General features: G+C 68.2%; 23 protein-coding genes. 13 read left to right on the plus strand and 10 right to left on the minus strand.

Going from position 1 to position 23,422, the window contains the following annotated elements:
* Nucleotides 1-45: 45 nt before the first annotated feature.
* Entirely contained in the window at nucleotides 46-1,137 is a 1,092-nt protein-coding gene (locus ACFXI3_RS36340; RefSeq protein ID WP_378405808.1) for a winged helix DNA-binding domain-containing protein, read from the minus strand.
* 80 nt (nucleotides 1,138-1,217) lie between these two features.
* Here ACFXI3_RS36340 and ACFXI3_RS36345 point away from each other — a divergent pair, with 80 nt between their 5' ends.
* The 3 genes from ACFXI3_RS36345 to ACFXI3_RS36355 all read left to right on the plus strand — a co-directional run bounded on the left by ACFXI3_RS36345 (nucleotide 1,218) and on the right by ACFXI3_RS36355 (nucleotide 4,140).
* Nucleotides 1,218-2,234, plus strand: coding sequence for an AraC family transcriptional regulator (locus tag ACFXI3_RS36345; protein ID WP_378405810.1), 1,017 nt, complete (start codon nucleotides 1,218-1,220; stop codon nucleotides 2,232-2,234).
* Between the two features lie 42 nt (nucleotides 2,235-2,276).
* Nucleotides 2,277-2,876, plus strand: coding sequence for a TetR/AcrR family transcriptional regulator (locus ACFXI3_RS36350; RefSeq protein ID WP_378405812.1), 600 nt, complete (start codon nucleotides 2,277-2,279; stop codon nucleotides 2,874-2,876).
* A 67-nt stretch (nucleotides 2,877-2,943) separates the two neighbouring features.
* The gene (locus ACFXI3_RS36355; protein ID WP_378405813.1) at nucleotides 2,944-4,140 is read left to right on the plus strand and encodes an MFS transporter; all 1,197 of its coding nucleotides are present in this window, start codon (nucleotides 2,944-2,946) and stop codon (nucleotides 4,138-4,140) included.
* On the opposite strand, the gene ACFXI3_RS36360 is transcribed toward ACFXI3_RS36355, so the two are convergent.
* Nucleotides 4,089-4,712: a TetR/AcrR family transcriptional regulator gene (locus ACFXI3_RS36360; RefSeq protein WP_344269799.1), complete on the minus strand. Its 624-nt coding sequence runs from the start codon at nucleotides 4,710-4,712 to the stop codon at nucleotides 4,089-4,091. The genes ACFXI3_RS36355 and ACFXI3_RS36360 overlap by 52 nt on opposite strands.
* Before the next feature lie 70 nt (nucleotides 4,713-4,782).
* Between ACFXI3_RS36360 and ACFXI3_RS36365 the strand changes: the two genes are divergently transcribed.
* Nucleotides 4,783-5,166, plus strand: coding sequence for a hypothetical protein (locus ACFXI3_RS36365; RefSeq protein ID WP_377927732.1), 384 nt, complete (start codon nucleotides 4,783-4,785; stop codon nucleotides 5,164-5,166).
* Nucleotides 5,167-5,226: 60 nt separating this feature from the next.
* Here ACFXI3_RS36365 and ACFXI3_RS36370 read toward each other — a convergent pair whose 3' ends face one another.
* Nucleotides 5,227-6,108 carry a GntR family transcriptional regulator gene (locus ACFXI3_RS36370; RefSeq protein ID WP_378405815.1) on the minus strand — a complete coding sequence of 294 codons (882 nt, stop codon included), beginning with the start codon at nucleotides 6,106-6,108 and terminating at the stop codon, nucleotides 5,227-5,229.
* Nucleotides 6,109-6,213: 105 nt separating this feature from the next.
* Between ACFXI3_RS36370 and ACFXI3_RS36375 the strand changes: the two genes are divergently transcribed.
* Nucleotides 6,214-7,398 carry an FAD-dependent monooxygenase gene (locus ACFXI3_RS36375; protein ID WP_378405817.1) on the plus strand — a complete coding sequence of 395 codons (1,185 nt, stop codon included), beginning with the start codon at nucleotides 6,214-6,216 and terminating at the stop codon, nucleotides 7,396-7,398.
* Here ACFXI3_RS36375 and ACFXI3_RS36380 read toward each other — a convergent pair.
* Both ACFXI3_RS36380 and ACFXI3_RS36385 read right to left on the minus strand, forming a co-directional pair.
* The gene (locus tag ACFXI3_RS36380) at nucleotides 7,387-8,700 is read right to left on the minus strand and encodes an MFS transporter (protein ID WP_378405819.1); all 1,314 of its coding nucleotides are present in this window, start codon (nucleotides 8,698-8,700) and stop codon (nucleotides 7,387-7,389) included. The two genes, ACFXI3_RS36375 and ACFXI3_RS36380, sit on opposite strands and share 12 nt — an antisense overlap.
* Nucleotides 8,697-9,923 carry a M20 family metallopeptidase gene (locus ACFXI3_RS36385; RefSeq protein WP_378405821.1) on the minus strand — a complete coding sequence of 409 codons (1,227 nt, stop codon included), beginning with the start codon at nucleotides 9,921-9,923 and terminating at the stop codon, nucleotides 8,697-8,699. Before ACFXI3_RS36385 ends, ACFXI3_RS36380 begins: the two co-directional genes overlap by 4 nt.
* 120 nt (nucleotides 9,924-10,043) lie before the next feature.
* Here ACFXI3_RS36385 and ACFXI3_RS36390 point away from each other — a divergent pair, with 120 nt between their 5' ends.
* The gene (locus ACFXI3_RS36390) at nucleotides 10,044-11,078 is read left to right on the plus strand and encodes an Lrp/AsnC ligand binding domain-containing protein (protein WP_378405823.1); all 1,035 of its coding nucleotides are present in this window, start codon (nucleotides 10,044-10,046) and stop codon (nucleotides 11,076-11,078) included.
* Here ACFXI3_RS36390 and ACFXI3_RS36395 read toward each other — a convergent pair.
* Nucleotides 11,075-12,022: a GlxA family transcriptional regulator gene (locus ACFXI3_RS36395; RefSeq protein WP_378405825.1), complete on the minus strand. Its 948-nt coding sequence runs from the start codon at nucleotides 12,020-12,022 to the stop codon at nucleotides 11,075-11,077. The two genes, ACFXI3_RS36390 and ACFXI3_RS36395, sit on opposite strands and share 4 nt — an antisense overlap.
* 72 nt (nucleotides 12,023-12,094) lie before the next feature.
* Between ACFXI3_RS36395 and ACFXI3_RS36400 the strand changes: the two genes are divergently transcribed.
* A complete protein-coding gene (locus ACFXI3_RS36400) occupies nucleotides 12,095-13,096 on the plus strand; it encodes a saccharopine dehydrogenase family protein (protein WP_378405827.1) in 1,002 nt (333 codons plus the stop codon).
* Between the two features lie 4 nt (nucleotides 13,097-13,100).
* Here the strand turns inward: ACFXI3_RS36400 and ACFXI3_RS36405 are convergent, their stop codons facing one another.
* The 4 genes from ACFXI3_RS36405 to paaI are packed head-to-tail and all read right to left on the minus strand — an operon-like array spanning nucleotide 13,101 to nucleotide 16,986.
* Nucleotides 13,101-14,681 carry an SMI1/KNR4 family protein gene (locus tag ACFXI3_RS36405; protein ID WP_378405829.1) on the minus strand — a complete coding sequence of 527 codons (1,581 nt, stop codon included), beginning with the start codon at nucleotides 14,679-14,681 and terminating at the stop codon, nucleotides 13,101-13,103.
* Between the two features lie 45 nt (nucleotides 14,682-14,726).
* The gene (locus ACFXI3_RS36410) at nucleotides 14,727-15,317 is read right to left on the minus strand and encodes a TetR/AcrR family transcriptional regulator (protein ID WP_116206018.1); all 591 of its coding nucleotides are present in this window, start codon (nucleotides 15,315-15,317) and stop codon (nucleotides 14,727-14,729) included.
* Complete coding sequence (gene paaK, locus ACFXI3_RS36415) at nucleotides 15,314-16,594, minus strand: phenylacetate--CoA ligase PaaK (RefSeq protein WP_378405831.1); 1,281 nt, start codon at nucleotides 16,592-16,594, stop codon at nucleotides 15,314-15,316. Before paaK ends, ACFXI3_RS36410 begins: the two co-directional genes overlap by 4 nt.
* Entirely contained in the window at nucleotides 16,591-16,986 is a 396-nt protein-coding gene (gene paaI / locus ACFXI3_RS36420) for a hydroxyphenylacetyl-CoA thioesterase PaaI (RefSeq protein WP_344269804.1), read from the minus strand. The genes paaK and paaI overlap by 4 nt, the downstream gene beginning before the upstream one ends.
* 200 nt (nucleotides 16,987-17,186) lie before the next feature.
* Here paaI and paaZ point away from each other — a divergent pair, with 200 nt between their 5' ends.
* The 6 genes from paaZ to paaE are packed head-to-tail and all read left to right on the plus strand — an operon-like array spanning nucleotide 17,187 to nucleotide 22,869.
* Nucleotides 17,187-19,217, plus strand: a complete 2,031-nt coding sequence (gene paaZ, locus ACFXI3_RS36425; protein ID WP_378405833.1) for a phenylacetic acid degradation bifunctional protein PaaZ — start codon at nucleotides 17,187-17,189, stop codon at nucleotides 19,215-19,217.
* Nucleotides 19,214-20,155: a 1,2-phenylacetyl-CoA epoxidase subunit PaaA gene (gene paaA, locus ACFXI3_RS36430; protein WP_378405835.1), complete on the plus strand. Its 942-nt coding sequence runs from the start codon at nucleotides 19,214-19,216 to the stop codon at nucleotides 20,153-20,155. Before paaZ ends, paaA begins: the two co-directional genes overlap by 4 nt.
* A complete protein-coding gene (gene paaB / locus ACFXI3_RS36435; RefSeq protein ID WP_009073848.1) occupies nucleotides 20,152-20,436 on the plus strand; it encodes a 1,2-phenylacetyl-CoA epoxidase subunit PaaB in 285 nt (94 codons plus the stop codon). Before paaA ends, paaB begins: the two co-directional genes overlap by 4 nt.
* 13 nt (nucleotides 20,437-20,449) lie before the next feature.
* Nucleotides 20,450-21,307 carry a 1,2-phenylacetyl-CoA epoxidase subunit PaaC gene (gene paaC, locus ACFXI3_RS36440; protein ID WP_378405837.1) on the plus strand — a complete coding sequence of 286 codons (858 nt, stop codon included), beginning with the start codon at nucleotides 20,450-20,452 and terminating at the stop codon, nucleotides 21,305-21,307.
* Nucleotides 21,301-21,792, plus strand: coding sequence for a 1,2-phenylacetyl-CoA epoxidase subunit PaaD (gene paaD, locus ACFXI3_RS36445; protein WP_344269687.1), 492 nt, complete (start codon nucleotides 21,301-21,303; stop codon nucleotides 21,790-21,792). The genes paaC and paaD overlap by 7 nt, the downstream gene beginning before the upstream one ends.
* Entirely contained in the window at nucleotides 21,793-22,869 is a 1,077-nt protein-coding gene (gene paaE / locus ACFXI3_RS36450) for a 1,2-phenylacetyl-CoA epoxidase subunit PaaE (protein WP_378405839.1), read from the plus strand. It abuts the gene before it with no gap.
* The last annotated feature ends 553 nt before the right edge of the window (nucleotides 22,870-23,422 follow it).

Consider the following 23,422-nt stretch of genomic DNA (forward strand, 5'->3'; position numbering starts at 1 on the left):
GGCACGAACGGCCACTCGATCGAGAATTCCGGCCAGCGGACGCGGTTACTCGCTCATCAGCCGGACCTCGTGCGTCTTGCCGGGCTCGGCCCAGGCGAGCAGCTTCCGCCCGGCGCTCTCCAACGCGGCGGTGTCGCGCTTCGAGATGCGCTCGAACGGCGTCAGCGCCATTGCCGCCGACTCGCGCGTGGTCGTTGTTTCCCAGATTCCGCGGACCCGGCCGTCGACCAGCAGGGTGCCCTTGACCAGGCCGTTGATGGTGATCACGCGTTTGCGGTGCTCGTCGCTGATCATCCGCGTGCGGTCGGCGTAGGACAGCAGCGTCTGATCGAACGGACCCAGCAGCCGCGGCGGCGCGGGCGTGTCCTCGTCGGGCAGCGTGGCGTCCGGCAGGTCGTAGAGCGTGCGGCCTTCAGGATCGAGATAGGTGCGCAGGTCCATCTCCTCGATGACCTCGCCGAGCTTCGTGACACCAGCCCAGGCCTGCACGTCCGCCACCGTCGCCGGACCGAACGCGGCGAGATAGCGGCGGACCAGCTCGGCGGCGGACGGCTCGGGCGCGGCGACGCCGTCGAGCCAGTGGTCCGCGACCTGGTACGTCGGCTGCCCGGCCTTGCCCCACACGCCGCGCGGCGGGATCTGCACGAGTGGCAGGACCGCGCGGACCAGGAACATCAGCGACGCGGCCGGCGTCTCCGGATAGTGCTCGACCAGCGCTTTGCCGAGCTGGTCGCTCGAATACGGTCGCTCGCGCAGCAGTTCGCTGGTCGTCTTCGCCACGGCGTCGTGATCGAGTTTCGACAGCGGTTCCCGGTGCTGGTTGGCGGCTGTCAGGGCGCGGTCCATGACGATCTGCGTCAGCGGACGCCAGGCCAGCGCGTCGGCGGCGGGGACGAGGTGCACCGTGCCGCGCATCAACACCATCCGCACCACGCTGCGGTCGAGCAGCAGGCTCGCGAGATCGTCCGGCTGGAAACCCGGCAGCCGGCACCACAGCGCGTAATACGGCGGGAACGGCGCTTGCGCTTGCAGCCCGGCGAGATGCGTGACGGCGTCGAGAACCGGCATCTTGGCGGGCTTCAGGAGCAACTGCCGGTCGAGGGTCGCGCGGTTGAGGAGGCGGTGGGAAAGGTGCACGGCGGGAGCTTAACGACCAACTCCGACAGTTTTGGCCCTCGATCGGCACGCGGGCGGCCGGTTCATCCATAATTCCGGCCATGGCCGAGCTAGCCGCACCCGCCATCCGCGACTGGGACTACCCGCGCGGCACGGCGAGTGTGCTGCTCATGCACCGCTTCGCCGAGGAGCACGGCGTCGCGCTGCCCGGCGTGCCGGTCGAGGAATTGCGCGCGCCGGACCGGCAGCTCGACGCTCGGCAGGAGCTGGCCGTCGTGCGCGCGCTGCTGTCGACAGTCGGCTCGGGCGACGACGTCGCGCTCAGTCTCGGTTGCCGGTATCGCGCGACGACGTTCGGCATCTTCGGCTTCGCTTGCATCAGCAGTCCGACGATGCGCGACGCGATGGTGTTCGCCTTGCGATACTTGGATTTGTCGTTCACTTTCTGCATTCCGCACGTCGAGCTCGACGCCGCCGGACTCCGCCTGGTGCTGGACGATTCGCGAGTGCCGGAGGACGTCGCGCGGTTCCTCGCGCTGCGCGACCTGTCCGCGATCTGCACCGTCATGCGGGATCTCTTGCCGGAGATCTCCTTGGAACGGCTGGAGTTCCGGTTCCCGTCGTCGTCCTTTGTGGATTCATATCGGACGGCCTTCGGGGTCAGCCCGATTTTCGGTGCGGCCGAGCATCAGGTCATTCTCGATCCGGAGCTGTTGAATCTTCCGTTGCCGCAGGCCAACGAGCAGACCGTCGCGTTGTGCGCCGCGCAGTGCGACGCCCTCGTCGCCCGTCGCCGCACGCGATCGGGAGTCCCGCAGCTGGTGCGGGAACGGCTGGTGCGGCTGGGCGGCGCGGACGCCGGGATGGACGAGATCGCCCGTCAGCTCACGCTCAGCGCGCGAACCCTGCGGCGTCGGTTGACCGAGGCAGGCACCGGCTACCGTCAGCTGCTCGACGAGGTCCGTCAGACGCTCGCCGAGGAAATGCTCGACACCGGCGTGCTGTCCGTCGACGACGTCGCGCTCCGGCTGGGCTACGCCGAGGCGTCGAGCTTCATCTACGCGTTCAAACGCTGGACTGGCACCACGCCTGCCGCGTACGCCCGCCGCAACCGATAGCCGTTATGGACATATCGTTACACAATGCCGTAGGCTCACGGCATGGCTCGACCACGCACCTTCGATCGCGAGCAAGTGCTCACCGCCGCCACTGACCTGTTCTGGCGGCGGGGCTTTCACGCGACCAGTGCCGAAGAGCTGTGCCAGGCAACCGGTCTGGGCCGCAGCAGCCTGTACAACACCTTCGGCAGCAAGGGCGCACTGTTCGCGGAATGCCTCGGCCGCTATCTCGACACCACTGCGCAGGCCACCGCCGAGGTGATCGCCAAGAAGGGCGACGCAGTGGCGCGAATCGAGGCTTATCTGACGAAGGCGGTCCTCGAGGAAGCCGAACGGTCGAGCACTGGCGCGCCGAGTGGATGTCTCGCCGTGAATTCCGTTGCCGAACTGGCTGGCGACACCGAGAACGCGGAATTCCTGGAGCAGGTCGCGCGCGACACCGATGCCCGGCTGCGCCTGCTGACGGACCTGTTGCGCGCAGGTCAGGCGGCTGGCGAAGTCACCGCCGAGGTTCCCGCGGAAGGCTTGGCCGCGTATGTGAACGCCAGTGTTGCCGGGCTGCGGATCTCCGCTCAAGGCGGCGCACCGCTGGCCCGGCTGGCCGACATCGTCCAGGCCGCCACCCGGGCACTTCGTCCGTAACAACCCCGTCCTTCCCGGTTGAACGCTGACCGTGTTTTGAACCGATCGTTACAGGAAAGGGTCTCCCATGTCCGCGCCCCAAGTGCCGTCCGCGGTTTACGTACTGGCGGCAGGCATTTTCGCCATGGTCACCAGCGAATTCGCCGTCGCCGGACTGATGCCGCAGCTCGCCGCCGGACTCGGCGTCGAGGTCGCGCAGATCGGCTACCTCATCACGGTCTTCGCCGTCGCGATGGCAGTCGGCGGCCCGGTGCTGACGCTGGTGTTGCTGCGCGTCCGGCCGAAAACCGCGCTAATGGTCATCTTCGCGGTGTTCCTGGCGGGCAACGTGCTGGCCGCGCTCGCGACCACGTATTCGGTGATGGTGGTCGCCCGCGTGATCAGCGGTGTCGCGTCGCAAGCCTTCTTCGGCATCGCGATTTCCCTGTGCGGGCAGCTGGTCGAAGAACGCGTGCGCGGCCGGGCGATCGGCGTCGCGATGAACGGCCTGATGCTCGGCACCCTGCTCGGGCTGCCGCTGGCGACCTTCGCGGGCGGACATTTCGGCTGGCGGGCGGCGTTCTGGACGATCACCCTGCTGACCGTGCTCGCCGCGCTGCTGACTCAGTTCCAGGTGCGCGATTCCGGGCCGGTTCCGCAGCGAGCATCTGCGGACCTGCGCGTTTTCCGCCGTCCGAAGCTGATTCTCGCGCTCGTCTCCAGCACGCTGATCATCGGCGCGACATTTTCCGCATTCAGCTTCTTCACCCCGATCTTGACCGAGGTCAGCGGGTTCTCGCCGGACACGGTCCCGCTGCTGTTGCTCGGCTACGGCGCGGCCACGGTCATCGGCAACAGCGTTGTCGGCAGGCTTGCCGACCGGCACACCCTGGCGACGCTCGTGGTCGGCACGCTCCTCAACGCGGTCTTCCTCGCCGGCTTCGCGCTGTTCACCGACGTGCCTGCGGCCGCGCTGGTGTTCATGCTCGCGGTCGGCCTGGCCGGCGTGACGATGAACCCCGCGATGGCGGTGCGGGTGCAGCGGGCGGGGAACACCAGTCCGCTGGTCAACACGGTGCATTCGTCGTTCATCACGCTCGGGGTCATGCTCGGCTCGTCCGTGGGAGCCAGCCTGATCGAGCCGTACGGGCTGCGCGCGCCGATCGTCCTCGGTGCCGCGATGGCCATGGCCGCGGTTGTGACGATCCTGCCCGCGCTCCGTCGCCGAGCAGCTCAGCCGGCGCTGCCCGCTCCGGAGGTCTGCTGCGCCAGCACGGCCGGATAGGTGGTTTCCAGCAGCTGCACCAGCGATTCCACCAGGAACGCGCGCAGTTCGGCCCGCTCCAGCGTGCCGCGGACCAGCCATTCCCGGGACGCGGCGCGCAGCATCCCGCCGTACGCGCGAATCATCGCCCGCAGCTGCGGATGTCCGTTCGCGGGCAGCTGAGCGGCGGCGAGCACGCGGTCGGCGGCGATCTCGTCGGCCTCCCGCATGATCCGCTCGACCTCGGGGTCGTGCGCCGCGTCGATCACCGTGAGCCAGGCGTCGCGGTTGCGTTCCACGACGTCGATCCACCGGTCGATGCCGATTTCCAGCCGCAGCCGGGGCGGGCCCTCGGGCAGCGCGTCGACGACCGGGGCGGGCACGATCGTCATCTGCCGCACCACTTCGAGGTACAGCTCGCGTTTGCCGCCGAAATAGTGGTTGATCAGCGGCCGGGCGACCCCCGCGGCCGCCGCGATGTCCGAAGTGGACACCGAGGAGTAGCTGCCCGCGCCGAAGCACCGCCGGGCCGCGGCGAGGATCTCGGCGCGGCGCTGCGCGGGGTCCAGCCGCCGCCGGGGTCCGCTGCTCACCGCGCCAGCCTCGCCGCCGGGCGAGGTCGTTGTCAACACGTTGCGGGCTCCCCGGCGGCGCGGTCACCGGATGCCGTTACCCAACCGGAACAACCGGCTGGTAACTCCGGCCGCCCCGGCCGCGACCTTCAGCCGGGGGACGTGGGGCGAGCGGGAGCGGGCGATGAACGGCACGGACCAGCAGCCGCGGCCGCCCGGCCGGTGGGTCGGGGTGCGGTTGCACTACCGGCACGTCCGGATGGACGACCGGCCGTGCGCGACCGGCTGCCCGGAGGACGAGCTGACGGTGTCGTATCCGGGGATACTGATCAGCAGCTACGACGACGGCGAACTGGTGGAGGAGCGGTGGATCCCGCTGGGCGCCGAGCCGAGCGAGGAGGACGACGAAGCGCTGATCGAACAGCTGCGTGCGGCGCTGTGGTGGCAACTGGGCGAAACCCAACCGGACACCTGACCCCCGCGGAGAAGTCCGTGAGGGGAACCCTGAGGGACTCTGATTCCCTGAAGGTTCCCCTCACGGACTTCCCAGCCGCCGTTCGAGGCCGTCGAGGAGCAGGCGCAGGCCGTATTCGAAGGTCTGGTCGAGGGTGTGCTGGGTCTGCTGGGCGGTCAGGTGGTCGAGCGCGGGGTAGCGGCCGGTCCCGACGATCCGGCGGAACTCGGCCTCGTGCCCGTCGAGCCATTCGTCGTTGGCCAGGCCGGTGTCTTGGCGCGCCCACGCTTCCGACTGCCAGGTGAGCGCGAGGCTGCGGACGTGGCCGAAAAGATTGAGGTGCGCGAGAAGCAGCTCTTCGGTGGGCAGTCTGGTCCGGAGCAGCGCGGCCAGCACCCACTCGGAGTACCGCATCAGGTTCGGCATGGGCCGGGGCCGCGTCATGGACAGCGCCTCGGCGACCCAAGGATGGCACCGGCAGACTGTCCACAAGAGACGAAGGGTGTATTCCAGGCAAGCTCGCCACGGGGTCGGCGGCTCGCGGCGGATCGCTTCGCTGGCAACAGTGTCGGCCATCAAATGGAGCAGTTCTTCTTTGTCGCCGACGTGCCGGTACAGCGACATCGTCGCCGCGCCGAGTTCGGTGGCGATCCGCCGCATCGACACCGTCGGCAGCCCGTCCGCGTCGGCGATTTCGACGGCGACGCGCACGATCCGGTCCCGGCTCAGTTCCGGTTCCCGCTTCCGCCGCACCGACCGCACGACGGTGCCCGCGCCTGGTTTGGGGTCGACCAGACCCTGCTCGCGCAGTTCGGCGATGACCTTCGTCGCGGTCGCCATCGCGACGCCCCATTCCCGGGTGATCTGCCGGGTCGACGGCGCGCGGTCGCCCGGCCGCAGCCGTCCGCTCGTGATGCGCTCCCGGATCTCGGCCACGATCCGCTGGTAGGGCGCGGAGTCCATCGATGCCTCCAGTGCACTAGTGCGCTCCATCGCCCCAACCGGGGTGTTAGAAGAACTGCACTAGAACAAAGGTACCCGAAGGAGAAGCGCTCGTACGGTGTACACATGCGCACTGTCCTGATCTCCGGCGCGGGCGTCGCCGGTCTTTCCCTCGCGTACTGGCTGCGGCAGTACGGTTTTCACCCGACGCTGATCGAGCGTGCTCCCGCGTTGCGGCCAGGCGGCCAAGCCGTCGACATCCGCGGCACGGCCCGCGAGGTCCTCGCTCGGATGGGCCTGCTGGACGAAGTCCGCGCCGCGCACACCGGAACTCGCGGCATAGCCTGGCTCAACGAGCGTGGCCGTCGGGTGGCGGAGATGGCGGCGGACGCGTTCGGCGATTCCGGCGGGGTGATCGCGGATCTCGAAATCCTCCGCACCGACCTCGTCCGGATCCTGTACGACGCCGCAGCCGCCGACATCGAATACGGCACCGAAATCACCGCGCTGACCGAGGAATCCGACGGAATCCGCGCGACCTTCACGCACGGCCCGGCGCGGACGTTCGACGTCGTGGTCGGCGCGGACGGCATCGGCTCGGGCGTGCGGTCGCTGGTGTTCGGTCCGGAATCCGTCCGCGATCTGGGCTATCACCTCGGGTACTTCCCGGCCCGGACGCGGCTCGCTCTCGATGGCTGGGAGGTGGTCTACAACCTGCCCGCGGGCAACGGCGTCGGCGGCCGGGTCGTCATGCTGTACCCGCTCGGCACTTCCGGAGACTGCCGGGTCCTGATCGGTTTCACGTCGCCGGAACCGATTTCGCCGCAAGCAAACCCAGCCGCGGTGGTAACCGACGCGTTCGCCGGTGCTGGCTGGGAAATCCCCGCACTCCTGGCGCAACTGCCGGACGACCTGTACTTCTCCCGCGCCGGAGAGGTCCGGCTGGCTGAATGGCACCGAGGTCGCACGGTCCTGCTCGGCGATTCGGCCTTCGGCGGTTCGCTCGGCATGGGGACCAGCCTGGCGATCGTCGGCGCCTACGTCCTCGCCGGTGAACTGTCCACTATGGACGACCCGCGAGCCGCTTTCGCCCGCTATGCCGACGAGATGCGGGATTACGTGGCCGCGAACCGGAAGCGCCCGCCCGGCGGGGCCAGCGGATTCGCCCCGCGGACCCGGAACGGCATCCGCCTGCGCAACGCGGTCATGCGAGCGATGCCGTATCTGCCGGGCAGGCAACGAATGCTGGGCGGGCTTCAGCGCTCGGCGAACGGCATCACGCTGAAGCCCTACCCGGCCTTACGCTCCTGATCCGGTGACTGCCCGGTCGGCAGTCTCCGTCTTCTCCCGCAGGTCCACGCCCCGGGTTTCCGGAAGCGTGAACACGACCAGCGCGCTGATCACCATCAGCACAATCCCGTAAATGATGAACAGCGACGGATGTCCGTTCCCGGCGAACAGCGTCTGCAAGTACGGCGCCGTGCCGCCGAACGCCGCGACCGCGATCGAGTACGGCACGCCGACGCCGACCGCGCGGATGCGGGTCGGGAAGATCTCCGCGTAGACCGCCGGGCCGATGGAGGAGAACCCGGCCATGAACACCAGCGCGATCGACATCGCCACGAACAGCTGCCACGCCTCGTGCCCGACCATCGCGTTCAGCGGGAAGCTCAGCACGAGCAGACCCGCGATCGCGATGAACAGCACCGGCTTGCGGCCGATGCGGTCGGACAGCATTCCCCACAACGGCAAGGCGATCAGGAACACGACGTTCGCGAACACCCCCGCCCACAGCGCGCCGGTCGGGGCGACGCCACGCACGGTGATCGCGTACGACGGCGCGGCGACGGCCCACATGTAGTAGATGACCGTCGCGCCGACCGTGAGCCCGACGACCTGCGCGAGCAGCTTCGGGTTCTGCTTGATCGTCTGCCAGATCTGGCCCTTCTCCTTCGCCGCGTCCTTCTTCGCGGCCTGGAACACCTCGGTCTCGCGCATGCGAAGCCGCACGTAGAGCGAGTAGATCCCGAAGACGCCGCCGAGGATGAACGGGATGCGCCAGCCGTAGGACAGCATCTGCTCGTGCGTCAAGACGCCGGAGAGAACCGCGCCCAGCAGGGTGCCGACGAGCACGCCGCAGGTGCCGGAGAAGTAGATCAGGCTCGACCACAACCCGCGTCGGGCCGGCGGAGCGACCTCGGCGATGTACGTCTGCGCGGAGGGCAGCTCGCCGCCGTGCGCGAGGCCCTGGGCCAGCCGCGCGACCACGAGGATCACCGACGCCCACACGCCGATTTGGCCGTACGTCGGGGAAAGGCCGATGACCAGGCTGCCGGCGGCGGCGATCGCGACGGTCAGCGACATCGCCAGCTGACGGCCCTTGCGGTCGGCGATCCAGCCGAACACCCAGCCGCCGACCGGCCGCGCGGCGAACCCGACTGCGAACACCGCCAGCGTGCTCAGCAGGGCCGAAACCGCACTGTGGGCGTTGAAGAACTGCGCGGCGAAGAAGGACGCGAAGGTGGCGTAGACGTTCCAGTCGAACCACTCCATCGCGTTGCCGGCACCGAGCCCGAACAGGGTGCGGCGACGGTCTGGGACCACAGAAGTCATCGCAGTGCTCCTTCGGCGAAACGGTCGAGACGGCGGACGGCGAGCTCTGCGTAGACGGTGGCGGCGCGGGACAGCACGGACGGGTCGAAATCGGCGTACGGGCTGTGGTTGTTGGGCGCGGTGTGCGGTTCGAGGCCCGGCATCAGCGCGCCGAGGCCGAGGAATGTGCCCGGCACCGCGGCGAGCACGCGGGAGAAGTCCTCGGAACCGGCGACCGGGTTGGGCAGTTCGGTGTAGTACTGCTCGCCGATCGTCTCGCGGACGACCTCGGCTCCGAACGCCGTCTCGTCGACATCCGTTACGGTCACGGGATATTCGTTCTCGAACACGACGTCCGCGGTGACGCCGTTCGCCCGCGCGATCCCGTCGATCGTCTCGCGGATCGTGGTGTCCAGCAGAGCGGCGGTGTCGTCGGAGAAGCAGCGGACGGTGGCCTCGAACTCAGCGGTCGCGGGGATGATGTTGCGCTTGGTGCCGCCGCGGATGACGCCGACGGTGAGCACGGCCGGGTCGAAGATGTCCAGCCGCCTCGTGATCATGGTCTGCAGCGCGGTAATCATCGCTGCCGCAGCGGAGATCGGGTCCTTGGCGCGATGCGGCATCGAGCCGTGGCCGCCTTCGCCGTGCACGGTGACGAGCAGCTTGTGCGAAGCGGACATCAGCGTTCCGGGGCGGCTCGCGAACTGGCCGCTGGGCAGCATCGACGAGAAGACGTGCAGCCCGTACGCGGCGTCGACGCGTCGGCCAGCAGCGTCGAGCACGCCTTCCTTGAGCATCACGCCCGCGCCGTCCCAGCCTTCTTCGCCGGGCTGGAACATCAGGACGACGTCGCCGTTGATCCGGTCGCGATGTGTGTGCAGCAGCCGGGCCGCACCGACCAGCGACGTCGTGTGCAGGTCGTGGCCGCACGCGTGCATCGCGCCGTTGGTAGCGGCGAAGTCGAGCCCGGTCGCCTCTTGGACCGGGAGCGCGTCCATGTCGGCGCGCAACAGGACCGTGCGCGGCTGTGCCGAATCCCGGGCGGAGCCTTCGCCGCGAAGCACCGCGGTCACCGACGTCGTGCCGGTTCCGGTGGAGATCTCCAGACCGAGACCGTCGAGTTCGCGCAGCACGCGTTCCTGGGTGCGCGGCAGGTCGAGGCCGATCTCAGGCTCGCGGTGCAGGTCGCTGCGCAGCCGGGCCAGGTCGTCCTGCTGGCTGCGGGCGTCGTCGTGGAGGTCCACCGGCTCGGCTCCTCTTCGTTGGGGAACGGGCGTCTTGGTGGTCGAGTGTGCGAACTGACGCCCGATATCGGGTTAGAGTTGTCGGAATCGCTCGCCGGATGGCCCTCTGGAGAAGAAACAATGATCGACTCACTGGAGGAGGAAGACTTTTCGCTCATCCACGCACTGCAACTGCGCCCCCGCGCCACCTGGACGCAGCTGGCCGCGGCACTCGACTCCTCCCCGGTGACGCTGGCGCGGCGCTGGGAGCGGCTGCGCGACGGGGGAGCGGCCTGGGTGACGGCGTATCCGCACGTGCCCGGGCTGTATCAAGTGCAGGCGGCGTACGTCGAAATCCGCTGCGCGAGCGGCCAGGTGCGCGAGCTGATCCGGGAACTGTCGACGTGGCCTTCGGTGGCCAGCATCGAGGAGGCTTCGCGTGAGTACAGCCTCGTGCTGACGGTCTTTGGTCTTGGCCTGCGCGACCTGTCCGCCTTGCTGCTGGACGCGATCCCGAGCCTGCCCGGCGTGCTGAACACCCGCTCGCACCTCGCGTCGCGGCTGCACGTCGAAGGCAGCTCATGGCGAGTCGGCGCGCTGGATCGGCGACGCGTGCAGGCCCTGTCGCAACTACCGTCCATCGGAGGCGGGCGACTGGCCAAGCTGCAGCCGTGGGAAGAGCCGTACGCCCCGCTGACCGTCGCCCTGGGCGAGGACGGCCGGCGCAGCGCCGCGGACCTGGCGCGGATCACCGGACGCCCCGTGTCGACTGTCCGGCGTCAGCTCGGACACCTGCTGAGCGCCGACGCGCTGACGTTCCGCTGCGAGATCGCACAGGGGCTGACGCCGTCGCCGATTGTCGTGAACTGGTGGTGCCAGGTGCCGGTGGCGCACGTGTCGACGTGCGTGGATCGGTTGCGTGCCAACCCGACTGTGCGGCAGATGGCGAGTCTGCCCGGTCCGGCGAATCTTTTGGTGACCACGTGGATGCGCTCGATCGAGGAGTCGATGCGGATGCAGGAGCATCTGGAGCAGGATCTGGCGCCGCTGTCGGTGGTGGATTCGGCGTTGATCCTGCGGACGGCCAAGCGGATGGGCTGGCTGCTGGACGATTTGGGGCGGAGCACGGGGTTTGTGGTGACTATGCCTGCTCCAGCTCGGAGGGAAGCGCCTTAGGTCAGCCGGAACGTCGCGCGGTATTCGGACGGTGAGACGCCGAGTGCGTCGCGGAAGTGGCGGCGCAGGGTGGCGGCGCTGCCCATCCCGCAGCTGGCGGCGATCTGCTCGACCGGTGAGTCGGTGCGTTCGAGCAGTTCCTGTGCGCGGGCGAGGCGTTGCCGGTGCAGCCAGTTCAGCGGGGCGGACCCGAATTCGGCGCGCATCCGGCGGGCGAGTTGTCGGGAGCTCAGACCGGCGTGGCGCGCGAGGTCGGCAACCGTCAGCGGTTGGTCCAGCCGGGACCGTGCCCACTCCGCGGTGCGGGCCAGGCCGGAACCGTCCGGAGACGGCGGAGGGGACACGAATTGCGCCTGGCCGCCGTGCCGATGCGGCGGGACGACCAGACGGCGGCCGAGGTCGTTGGCGACCGCGGCACCCAGGTCGCGGCGCACCAGATGCAGGCACAGGTCCAGTGCGGCCGTCTTGCCTGCGGAGGTCAGGATGTCGCCCTCGTCGACGTAGAGCACGTCGGCGCGCACTTGCACGCGCGGATAGCGGCGGGCCAGATCGTCGGCGTGCATCCAGTGGGTGGTCGCGATCCGGCCGTCCAGCAGTCCGGCCTCGGCCAGGACGAACGAGCCGGTGCACAGGGCCGCGATCCGGACGCCGTTCGCGTGCGCCTCCCGGAGAGCGGCCGCGAGCGCCGGATCGATCTCCTCGCCGGGCGAATCCGTGGAGGGGACCACGATCAGGTCGGCTGCGGCTTCGCCGATCTCCGAGACGCCGATCGCGGGCAGATGGGGCAGCCAGTGCCGCGGCGACCGCTCCGGGCAGGCGACGACGACGTCGTACCAGGCACCGCCGGGGGTGAGCTCCGATCGGTCGACGCCGAAGACTTCGGCCGCGATCGCGACCTCGTACAGCATCGCGTGCTCATGCAGGACGAGCACCAGTCGAGGCATGTCCGATACTGTACGCAACTCGTCCTTTCAGACACTCACCAGCGGCACGCGAGAGTGTCCAGAATCAGCCTCATGGCAGATTCCCAGCGGGTCCTGGTCTACGGCGCCAGCGGCCACACCGGAAAGTTCGTGGTCGACGAGTTGCTGCGACGCGGTCTTCAGCCGATCGTCGCAGGGCGCAGCCTCTCGCGGCTCACTCAGTTCGCGGAGCTGGACCGGCGCGCGGCAAGCATCGACGACGGCCCCGGTTTGCGGGCGCTCCTCAACGACGCGGCGGTGGTGATCAACTGCGCCGGCCCGTTCCTGGACACCGCGCTCCCGCTCGCGACGGCAGCCGTCGAAACCGGTACTCACTACTTGGACGTCACCGCTGAGCAGCCCGCTGTCCAACAGCTCTATCGGGAACTCGACGCAGCTGCCCGCTCGGCGGGGACAGTCGTCATGCCCGCCATGGCGTTCTACGGTGGGCTGGCCGATTTGCTCCTCACCGCGGTGCTCGGCCCCGAGACGTCCGCTGACGAGGTCGAGATCGCCATCGGACTGGACCGGTGGTGGCCCACGGAGGGAACCCGGGTCACCGGCGCCCGCAACACCGCGACCCGGCTGGTCATCCGCGACGGCGCCCTCACCCCGATCTCCGACCCGGCGACCGGCAACTGGGACTTCCCGGAACCGATCGGCGCACAGTCCACTGTGGAGCTTCCGTTCTCCGAGGTCGTCACAATCGACCGGCATCTCAAGGTGGGAACACTGCGCTCCTGGCTGAACACCGCCCCGCTCGACGACCTCCACGACCCGGACACCCCGGCCCCGCAAGCCCACGACGAGCACGGCCGCTCGGCGCAACGCTTCGCCGTCGAGGTCACCGCCGGCTCAGGTTCGCGGACTCGCCGCGGCACCGCGACCGGGCGCGACATCTACGCCACGACCGCACCGATCCTGGTCGAAGCCACCGTCCGGCTCCTCGACGGCCGGTACCAAGGCGCGGGCGCGCTGGCACCAGGCGAGGTGTTCGACGCTGCCGACTTCCTGACGGCAATACCGGACGCCGATTTCACTGCCGTGTGGCGATAAACGGTCAAACGGACGGACCGAGCGAGCCGGTGAACTCTTCGAGGCGGACGTCGGTGCCGCGGAGCTGACGGAGGAATTCGACTGCTTCAGCCAGCAACACGCGGCCGGAGATGGTGAGGGCGGCCAGCTGGGGGAGGCGGTTGCCGGAGGCGAGGAGGCGAGTGAGCTGGCTGGCGTCGAGGGTGAGGACCCGGAGGGCTTTGAGGCGGGCGAGCTGGTCGATCGCCGGGATGTCCAGGCCGTTGACGGTGAGCCGGGTGAGGTTCGGGAGAGTCGCCAGCGGGGTCAGGTCGACGGGGTGGGCGAGACCGCTGAGGGTGAGGTCCCACAGGGTCGGATGACCGGAGAGCGCATTGAGGTCGGTCTGTTCGGCGGTGATGGTGAGCGATTCCAGGAGCGGCAGCCCGGCGACGTTCGGGACGACGGTTTTCATGCGATGGGCACCGACCTCGCGCAGCCCGTCCAGCCGTTCGAGCACGGCCAGATCGACGTCGATGCCGTCGCTGAGATGGCAGGATTGGATCGCTTCCGGATCCTCGGCGCCGATCTCGGCGGTCAGGTCCAGTTTCGCGACATCGCGGACGAGAAGCACGTGGTTCTTGTAGGGGACGTCGTGGAATGCCGCTTGGACTTCGAGCCGGGGATCGCCTTCGTGCCGGGTGAATCTGCCCGCGCGGAGGGCGGTCACGACGTCGGTGAGCATTTCGGTGACCGACGACGCGATCAGCTGAGCCACCTCCTCGCCGTGTTCGATCACTTGCCCGGACCGGCCGCCCTCGGCGGGATCGAGATCGACCGCGATCCACTGGTCGCTGTGATTCCCGCCGAAAGAAACCCACCAGTCGTTGCGGGAGACGCGTTTGATCCGCCCCGGTGGCACTGCCTCGAACACCACGCCCGCTCTGTACTGCGGTTCGTCGCAGGCGGCTCCGCGGTAGGCGCCGGGCCAGCTGTAGTGGTAGTCCTCGACCACCGTGTCGAGGGAGTCGTGAGCGAAGTAGCCGAGCAGCCCGGTTTCGCCGGAGTCCCGGCCGATCAGCCGGTAGAGCGCTCGCAGGTCTTCCGGCAGCCGCGCTTGGATCCGCGCCTCGGCAGCCGCGATCTCCTCCTCGCTCCGCCCCGGTTCCCAGTCCGGCGCGTGGCCGGTGATCGCGGTGTACCGCTCGGCGAATTCCGCGACAAGCGCGCTGACTTCCCGCAGCACCGCCGGGTCGGTCGGCGCACTGGTCGGTTCGGCTCCCGCCGGTCGCGGCATCCCCGGCGACGGGCGTTGCGGGCAGCGGAAATCCGGATCGAACACGCGCCGGGCCGGGGACAGGTGGTCGACGTCGGGGCTGGTCGTGAAACGGTAGGCGCCGTCGGCGCGCAGCCGCACCTCATACACCGCCGGAGGATGGTCTCGCGGGTAGGCCCCGTGCATCGCATCGAGAAGATCGCGCCCATTGCCTCGATCCGATCCGTCAGTCCACGCCTCGACGGACCCCCAGGTGCCCATCGAAATCTGCAACACCGCTTCGGACCAGCCGTCGCCTGCCCAGTCTCGGAGCCGTTCCGCCAGAGTCCGCCCGATCTCCCCCAGATCCATGCCGTCAGCGTAGCGAGAAACCCGTACGCACAGCACGAAATCGGGTCAAGCGCGCAGCCCGTCGAACGCCATCTTGCACACCGCGTCCGCCAGTTCCTCCGGAGACGATCCCCGCCGCGGCCGGTACCACTCGATCAGCGAGTTCACCGTGCCGAAGAGCAGTCGCGCCGCGATCGCCGGGTCGATGTCCGGCCGGACATCTCCCTCTGCTTCGGCCTGTTTCACCAGATCCGTCACCAGATGATCGAACTCGCGCCGCCGCGCCAAAGCCGCCCGCTCGGCCTTCGTATTGCCCCGCACCCGCAGCAGCAACGTCACGAACGGCAGCCGATCCGCCAGCACCAGCACGCTTCCGCGCACCAGATGCTCCAAGCGGTCGATCGCGCGCCCGTCGAGCGCCTCCGTCGACTCCGCGACCTCGAACAGTCCGTCCAAGGCCCGGCCGACTGCCAGCCGCAGCAGTTCTTCCTTGCTCGGGACGTGGTGGTAGATCGCGGATTTCGTGATGCCGAGCTTGCGCGACAGGTCCTCCATGCTGGTCCCGTCGTAGCCGCGGTCGTTGAACAGCTTGACCGCGACCTGGAGAAGCGACTCCAGGTCGTAGCCGGGACGGCCGCGGCGGGCGGGGGTTGTCACGAGCGTTCGTCCAGCACGCGGCGCATTTTACCGAGCGAGCGTTCCAGCGTGTCCGGGTCGACGACCTCCACCGAAACGCTTACGCCGACGCCGTCCTTCACCCCGGCGGCAACCGCGGAGGCCGCCGAAGACCGGCCCTCGGCAGTCGTATCCGCGCGGGCTTCGACGCGCACGGTGAGGTGGTCCAGGCGGCCGCGGGTCGAGCGGACCAGCTGGAAATGCGGGCTCAACCCCTCAGTGCGCAGGACGATTTCCTCGATCTGCGTGGGGAAAACGTTGACGCCGCGCAAAATAATCAGATCGTCGCTGCGGCCGGTCACCTTCTCCATCCGGCGGAAAGCCGGACGCGCGGTGCCGGGCAGCAGGCGGGTCAGGTCGCGGGTGCGGTAGCGGATGATCGGCAGCGCTTGTTTGGTCAGCGACGTGAACAGCAGTTCGCCGCGTTCGCCCTCGGGCAGCACCTGGTCGGTGAACGGGTCGATCACCTCGGGGAAGAAGTGGTCCTCCCAGATGTGCAGGCCGTCCTTGGTTTCCGCGCATTCCTGCGCGACGCCGGGGCCCATCACCTCGGACAGGCCGTAGATGTCGACCGCGTCCAGCGCGAAGCGTTCTTCGATCTCGGACCGCATCTGCTCGGTCCACGGTTCCGCGCCGAAAATGCCCACCTTCAGCGAACTGGCCCGCGGGTCCACGCCCTGGCGCTCGAATTCGTCGAGCAGCGTCAGCATGTACGACGGCGTGATCATGATGATCTCCGGCTTGAAGTCGGTGATCAGCTGGACCTGCCGGGCGGTCATTCCGCCGGACGCCGGAATCACCGTGCAGCCGAGCTTTTCCGCGCCGTAGTGCGCGCCGAGCCCGCCGGTGAACAGGCCGTAGCCGTAGGCCACGTGCACCTTGTGCCCCGGCCGTCCGCCCGCCGCGTGGATCGAGCGCGCCATCACGGTGGCCCAGGTGTCCAGGTCGTCCTCGGTGTAGCCGACGACGGTCGGCTTCCCGGTGGTGCCGCTGGAAGCGTGCAGCCGGCGGATCTGGTCCTGCGGCACGGCGAACATGCCGAACGGGTAGTTGTCGCGCAGGTCGGCCTTGGTGGTGAAGGGGAACTTCGCCAGGTCGCCCAGCTCGCGGCAGTCGTCGGGATGCACGCCCGCTTCGGCGAACTTCTTGCGGTACAGCGGGACGTTCTCGTACGCGTGCCGCAGGGTCCACTGCAGCCGTTCCAACTGGAGCGCGGCCAGCTCGTCGGCGCTGATGTTTTCGGCGAGGGTGGGGGTCACTGTGTTTCCCGGGTCTTCTCGATGACGCGGCTGCGGCCGCGGAATTCGGCGACGACCTCGGGCCCGCCGGGGGTTTCCCGGTGCACGGTGACGTCGTAGATGCCGTTGCGGCCGTAGCGGGTGCGCTCGGCGGCCGTCGCGACGAGGTGGTCGCCCAGTTTTCCGGCGGCGACGAACGAGATCTCCGCGCCCGCGGCGACGGTGACCGGCCCGTACGTGTTGCAGGCGAGGGCGAAAGTGGTGTCGGCGAGCAGGAACACGTAACCGCCGTGGGCGATGTCGTGGCCGTTGACCATCGTCTCGGTGACCTTCATCGTGGCCACCGCGCGGCCGTCGGCCGCCTCGACGAGTTCGATGCCGAGCGAACGGGACGCCTCGTCGGTGTCGAACATGGCGTGCGCGGCGTTGCGGGTCACGAGTTCGCCCTCCGGAATGGTGACTTACTGACCGAACGACCGGTAATCCTGGCTGGAGCCCAGTAAAGGCCGCGCCTGGCGCGGTGTCAAGCAACGCGGGGGTTCCGATCAGCGGGGAGAACGGCTATCCTGCGAATTACTGAACGTCCGGTTGGTAATTCGGCGAGAGGGTCGGCATGGTTCTGCTCCGCAGCTACGTCTCCGGGGGATGGCACACGGCGCCGGGCGAGGGCGCCCCGCTGCACGACGCGGCGACCGGGGAGGAAGTGGCCCGGATTTCGTCGGAGGGGATCGACTTCGCCGCTGCGCTCGACTACGGCCGCACTGTCGGCGGTCCGGCGCTGCGGAAGCTGACGTTCCATCAGCGGGCGGCGCTGCTGAAGGCGCTCGCCTCGCACCTGCGCGAGCACCGCGAAGAGCTGTACGCGCTGTCGGCGCGCACGGGTGCGACGCTCGGCGACTCGAAGTTCGACATCGACGGCGGCATCGGCGTCCTGTTCAGCTACGGCTCGAAGGGCAAGCGCGAGCTGCCGAACGACACCGTGTACGTCGACGGCGCGGTCGAGCCGCTGAGCCGCGGCGGCACGTTCGTCGCGCAGCACATCGCCACGCCGCTGCAGGGCGTCGCGGTCCAGATCAACGCCTTCAACTTCCCGGTGTGGGGTCCGCTGGAGAAGTTCGCACCCGCGTTCCTCGCCGGGGTGCCGAGCCTGATCAAGCCGGCCAGCCAGACCGCCTACTTGACCGCGCGGCTCGTCGAGCTGATCGTCGAATCCGGCATCCTGCCCGAGGGCACGGTGCAGTTCGTCGCGGGCAGCGTCGGCGACCTGCTCGACCACGTCACGGCGCAGGACCTGGTGTCGTTCACCGGTTCCGCGTCCACGGCGCAGAAGCTCCGCGCGCACCCGGCGATCGTGCGGAACTCCGTGCGGTTCAACGCCGAGGCCGACTCGCTGAACTGCTCGATCCTCGCCCCGGACGCCCGGCCGTCCACGCCGGAGTTCGACCTCTTCGTCAAGCAGCTGACCACCGAGATGACGGTGAAGGCGGGCCAGAAGTGCACCGCGATCCGGCGCGCGTTCGTCCCGGCCGAGATGCTGGACGACGTCGCCGAAGCTGTCAGTGCCCGGCTCGCCAAGGTGACTGTCGGCAACCCGAACGCTGAGGGCGTTCGGATGGGCGCGCTCGCCAGCCTGGAGCAGCGCGAGGAGGTACGCCGTTCGCTGAAGGCGCTGCTCGACGCGGGCAGCATCGTCTTCGGCGACCCGGAGCACGTCGACGTCGTGGACGGCGACGAGGCGACCGGTGCGTTCATCTCGCCGATCCTGCTCAAGGCCGCCCCGGAGCGCGCGGAGCCGCACGAGGTCGAGGCATTCGGCCCGGTGTCCACGCTGATGCCGTACACGTCGGTCAAGCAGGTCATCGAGTTCGCGGCGCGCGGCGGCGGCAGCCTGGCCGGCTCGGTCGTGACTGGTGACCCGGTGTTCGCGCGCGAGATCGTGCTGGGCGTCGCGCCGTATCACGGTCGGCTGCTGGTGCTGGACAGCGAAGACGCGAAGGAATCCACCGGACACGGTTCGCCGATGCCGCAGCTGGTGCACGGCGGCCCGGGTCGCGCGGGCGGCGGCGAGGAAATGGGCGGTATCCGCGGCGTGCTGCACCACATGCAGCGCACGGCCGTGCAGGGCAGCCCGACGGTGCTCGGTGCGGTCACCGGCCGGTGGGTCGAGGGCGGCCCGCGGATCGAGGACGACGTGCACCCGTTCCGGAAGTCGCTGGCTGAACTGAAGGTCGGCGACTCGGTGGTGGCCGGCCCGCGCACCGTCACGCGCGCGGACATCGACCACTTCGCCGACTTCACCGGCGACACTTTCTACGCGCACACCGACGAAGCGGCCGCTGCGGCGAACCCGCTGTTCGGCGGCATCGTGGCGCACGGCTACCTGGTCGTCTCGTTCGCCGCGGGCCTGTTCGTGTCGCCCGAGCCGGGTCCGGTGCTGGCCAACTACGGCCTGGAGAACCTGCGCTTCCTCACGCCGGTGAAGGTCGACGACGCGCTGACGGTCACCTTGACGGCCAAGCAGATCACGCCGCGGATCGACCAGGAGTACGGCGAAGTCCGCTGGGACGCCGACGTCACCAACCAGGACGGCGACTCGGTCGCGAAGTACGACGTGCTCACCCTTGTCTCGAAGGAGCAGCCGTGACCGCTGTGGCAGAGCCTGAATTGGAAGCCCTGTTCGAGCACACCATCGAACGGGACCAGCGCATCGAACCGCGCGACTGGATTCCCGAGGGCTACCGCAAGACGATGATCCGCCAGATCGCGCAACACGCGCATTCGGAGATCATCGGAATGCAGCCCGAAGGCAACTGGATCACCCGCGCGCCTTCCTTGCGGCGCAAGGCGATCCTGCTCGCGAAGGTGCAGGACGAGGCCGGGCACGGGCTGTACCTGTACTCCGCGGCGGCGACGCTCGGCGCCGACCGCGCGGACCTCACCGACAAGCTCATCACCGGCCGGCAGAAGTACTCGTCGATCTTCAACTACCCGACGCTGACCTTCGCCGACGTCGGCGTGATCGGCTGGCTGGTGGACGGCGCGGCGATCTGCAACCAGGTGCCGCTGTGCCGGTCCTCATACGGGCCGTACGCGCGGGCGATGATCCGGATCTGCAAGGAGGAGTCCTTCCACCAGCGGCAGGGCTACGAGCTGCTGATGACCATGATGCGCGGCACCTCTCAGCAGCAAGAGATGGTGCAGGAGGCGGTGAACCGCTGGTGGTGGCCGTCGCTGATGATGTTCGGCCCGCCGGACGCGGATTCGCCGAACACCGCGCAGTCGATGGCGTGGAAGATCAAGCGGCACACCAACGACGAGCTGCGGCAGCGCTTTGTCGACATGTCCGTGCCGCAGGCCGAGGCGCTCGGCGTGACCTTCCCGGACCCGGAGCTGAAGTGGAACGCCTCGCGCGAGCACTACGACTTCGGCGCGGTCGACTGGGACGAGTTCAAGAACGTGCTCAAGGGCAACGGCCCGTGCAACGCGGACCGCATCGCGCACCGGCGGCGAGCGCACGACGACGGTGCTTGGGTTCGAGAAGCTGCTGCGGCGCACGCGGCCAAGAAAGAGGTTTCGGCATGAAGCACGACTGGCCGTTGTACGAGGTTTTCGTCCGCGGGAAGCGGGGCCTGAACCACGTGCACGTGGGTTCGCTGCACGCGGCGGACGACGAGATGGCGCTGCACCACGCGCGCGATCTCTACACGCGCCGCAACGAGGGCGTGTCGATCTGGGTCGTTCGCGCCTCGGACATCACCGCGTCGTCGCCGGACGAGAAGGACCCGTTCTTCGCGCCCAGCGGGGACAAGGTGTACCGGCACCCGACGTTCTACGACATTCCCGACAACGTTCCCCACATGTAAGGGATGTCTTGCTGTGTCCTTCGATAACGTCTACGAAGCCATCACCGAGGACAACGACGCCCGGTGGGCTTTCGGCACCGGCTTCGCCGACCCGCTGTCCGGTGTGGACACTTCGGTTCCGTCCGGAGTGGACGGTGCACAGCTGGCCGCGTACTGCCTGATGCTGGGCGACGACGCGCTGATCTTCTCGCACCGGCTGCAGGAGTGGGTCAGCAACGCGCCGGAACTGGAGGACGAGGTCGCAATCGCGAACATCGGCCTCGATCTGCTCGGCCAGGCGCGGTTGCTGCTGGCTCGGTCCGGCAAGGCTGACGGCACTGATCGGTCTGAGGATTCGTTCGCGTTCTTGCGCGCCGAGAACGAATTCCGGAACGTTCGGTTGGCGGAGCTGGGTGGCGGGCACTTCGGGCACTTGATCGCGCAGCTGTTCGTGTTCTCGACTTGGCGGCTCGCGTTGTTCCAGCAGCTGGAGTCCAGTGTGGACCCGGTGCTGGCGGCGATCGCGGCCAAGGGTGTCAAGGAATTGGCTTATCACCGGGATTACGCCGCGCAGTGGTTGGTGCGGCTGGGCGACGGGACGCCGTTGTCGCGTGAGCGGATGGCCGAGGGGCTGGCTGCGGCTTGGCCCTATGTCGAGGAGTTGTTCTCGACGCATCCGGCTGAGCTCGTGGATGCTGCTTCGTTGCGGCCGGAGTTCGACGCTGTGGTGGATCAGGCGTTGGCTGCGGCGACCTTGGAGCGCCCGGAGATCGGTGCTATTGCTGGGGTTTCCGGTCGGACCGGGCGCGACGGTGTCCACACGGAACAGATGGGCTTCCTGCTGGCTGAGCTGCAGAGTGTGGCTCGGGCGATGCCTGGGGCGTCGTGGTGACCGCGGTCGCGGTGGCCTCGACGGTCACTGATCCGGAGCTGCCGATGCTGACACTCGCGGATCTGGGTGTGTTGCGCGAGGTGTCCGAAGAGGACGGTCGGGTTACGGTTTCTATTACGCCGACTTATACCGGCTGTCCGGCCATGGACACTATGCGGGACGACCTGGAGCATGCGTTGCGTGGTGCGGGGTATGTCGAGATTGACATTCGCACTGTGCTGGAACCGGCTTGGACTTCGGACTGGATCAGCGAGGACGGGCGGCGGAAGCTTGCTGAGGCCGGGATCGCTCCGCCGGGGTCTGCTCCTCAGCGGGCGGCTGGGCCGATTCCGTTGACGCTGGGGCCTTCTGTGCGGCGGGTGGCTTGTCCGCATTGCGGGTCTTTGGATACGGAGGAGCAGTCTCGGTTCAGCGCCACCGCGTGCAAAGCGTTGCGGCGGTGCCGGTCTTGCTGGGAGCCGTTCGAACACGTCAAGGAGATTTGAGTGACTGCCACCGTTTCCCGTCGTACCGGGTTCCATCCGTTGCGGGTGGCTGAGGTTGAGCGGCTTTGTGATGACGCTGTGGCCGTTACCTTCGACGTGCCTTCCGAGCTTGCGTCGGTTTATGCCTTCGCGCCTGGGCAGTCGCTCACGCTGCGGCGGATGGTGGACGGGCGGGATGAGCGCCGCTCGTACTCCATCTGTGCTGCGGTGGGGGAGCGGCCTCGGGTCGGGGTGCGTCTCGTGCCGGACGGTGTCTTTTCGACGTGGCTGGTCAATGAGGTCCGGCCTGGGGACACTGTTGAGGTTTCCGCGCCGACTGGGTCGTTCACACCGGACCTCGCCGGTGGCGGTCACCATGTTCTGATCGCTGCTGGGTCTGGGATTACGCCGGTGTTGTCGATTGCGGCTTCTCTGCTGGCTACTCCGGATGCTTCGGTCACCGTGCTGTATGGGAATCGTCGGACTGACACGGTGATGTTCGCTGATGATCTGGCTGATTTGAAGGATCGGTATCCGGCTCGGCTGGAACTCGTGCATGTGTTGTCACGGGAACCTCGTGAGGCTGAGCTGTTCACTGGGCGGTTGGATGCGGACAAGTTGAGTGCGTTGTTCGGGTCGATTGTGCCGGTGGACGAGGTGGATCACTTTTGGCTTTGCGGGCCGTTTGGGATGGTTGCCTCTGCGCAGGATCTTCTTGGTTCGCTGGGGGTTCCTGGGGAGAGAATTCATCAGGAACTGTTCTATGTGGACGATGTGCCGCCGGAGCCGGTTAAGCATGTTGATCCTGCGGTGGCTGGTGCTTCGTCTGAGGTGACACTGGTTCTTGACGGTCGGTCTACGACTATGAATTTGCCGCGTGAGTCTTCGGTGCTGGATGGGGCGCAGCGGTTTCGGCCGGATTTGCCGTTTGCTTGCAAGGGCGGGGTTTGCGGGACTTGCCGGGCGCGGGTGACTGAGGGGGCCGTTGATATGCGGCGGAATTTCGCGTTGGAGAAGGCGGAGGTGGAGGCTGGGTTTGTGCTGACTTGTCAGTCTCATCCGGTTTCTGAGCGGGTTACTGTGGATTTTGATGCTTGATTGCTCGTCGCCTGGCGGCAACATCGCTGGTGGTTGCGTGGGGCACCCCGAAGCCCGAGTGTGCTGACGGTTCGGGGGTGCTTGTCAAGGCGGGAAAGATGCCTTGACAAGCACCCCCGAACCGCAGGGAGGCTTCGTATCGGGGTGCGGGGGAGGGGCTGGGTGCCTCGATAGCGGGTGCATCGGTGCGGTTTAGGGGCGGGTGCCTCGAACGTTGGGTGCAGTGGTGCCGGTGTGGGGCTGGGTGCCTCGATTGTTGGGTGCACTGGTGCGGTTTGGGGCTGGGTGCCTCGAACGTTGGGTGTGTCGGCGGCGGTTGGTGGGTGGGGCAAGCGTCCCAATGTGGCGTTGGGTGCATGGGATGCAACCAATGCCGCATTGGGTGCGTGGGATGCACCGAATGCCACATTGGGTGCATCGCGGAGGTGGGGGCGGTCCGTGAAGGGCCCCTTGAGGGAATCTAAGTCCGTGAAGGGGCCCCTCACGGAACGCCCCGGGTCGTGTGGGGGAAACCGAGGGGAAAAAAATGACGAAAGGGTACCCAAAACGACGG

The sequence above is a fragment of the Amycolatopsis sp. NPDC059235 genome (assembly GCF_042754125.1).
Lineage (GTDB): Bacteria > Actinomycetota > Actinomycetes > Mycobacteriales > Pseudonocardiaceae > Amycolatopsis > Amycolatopsis albidoflava.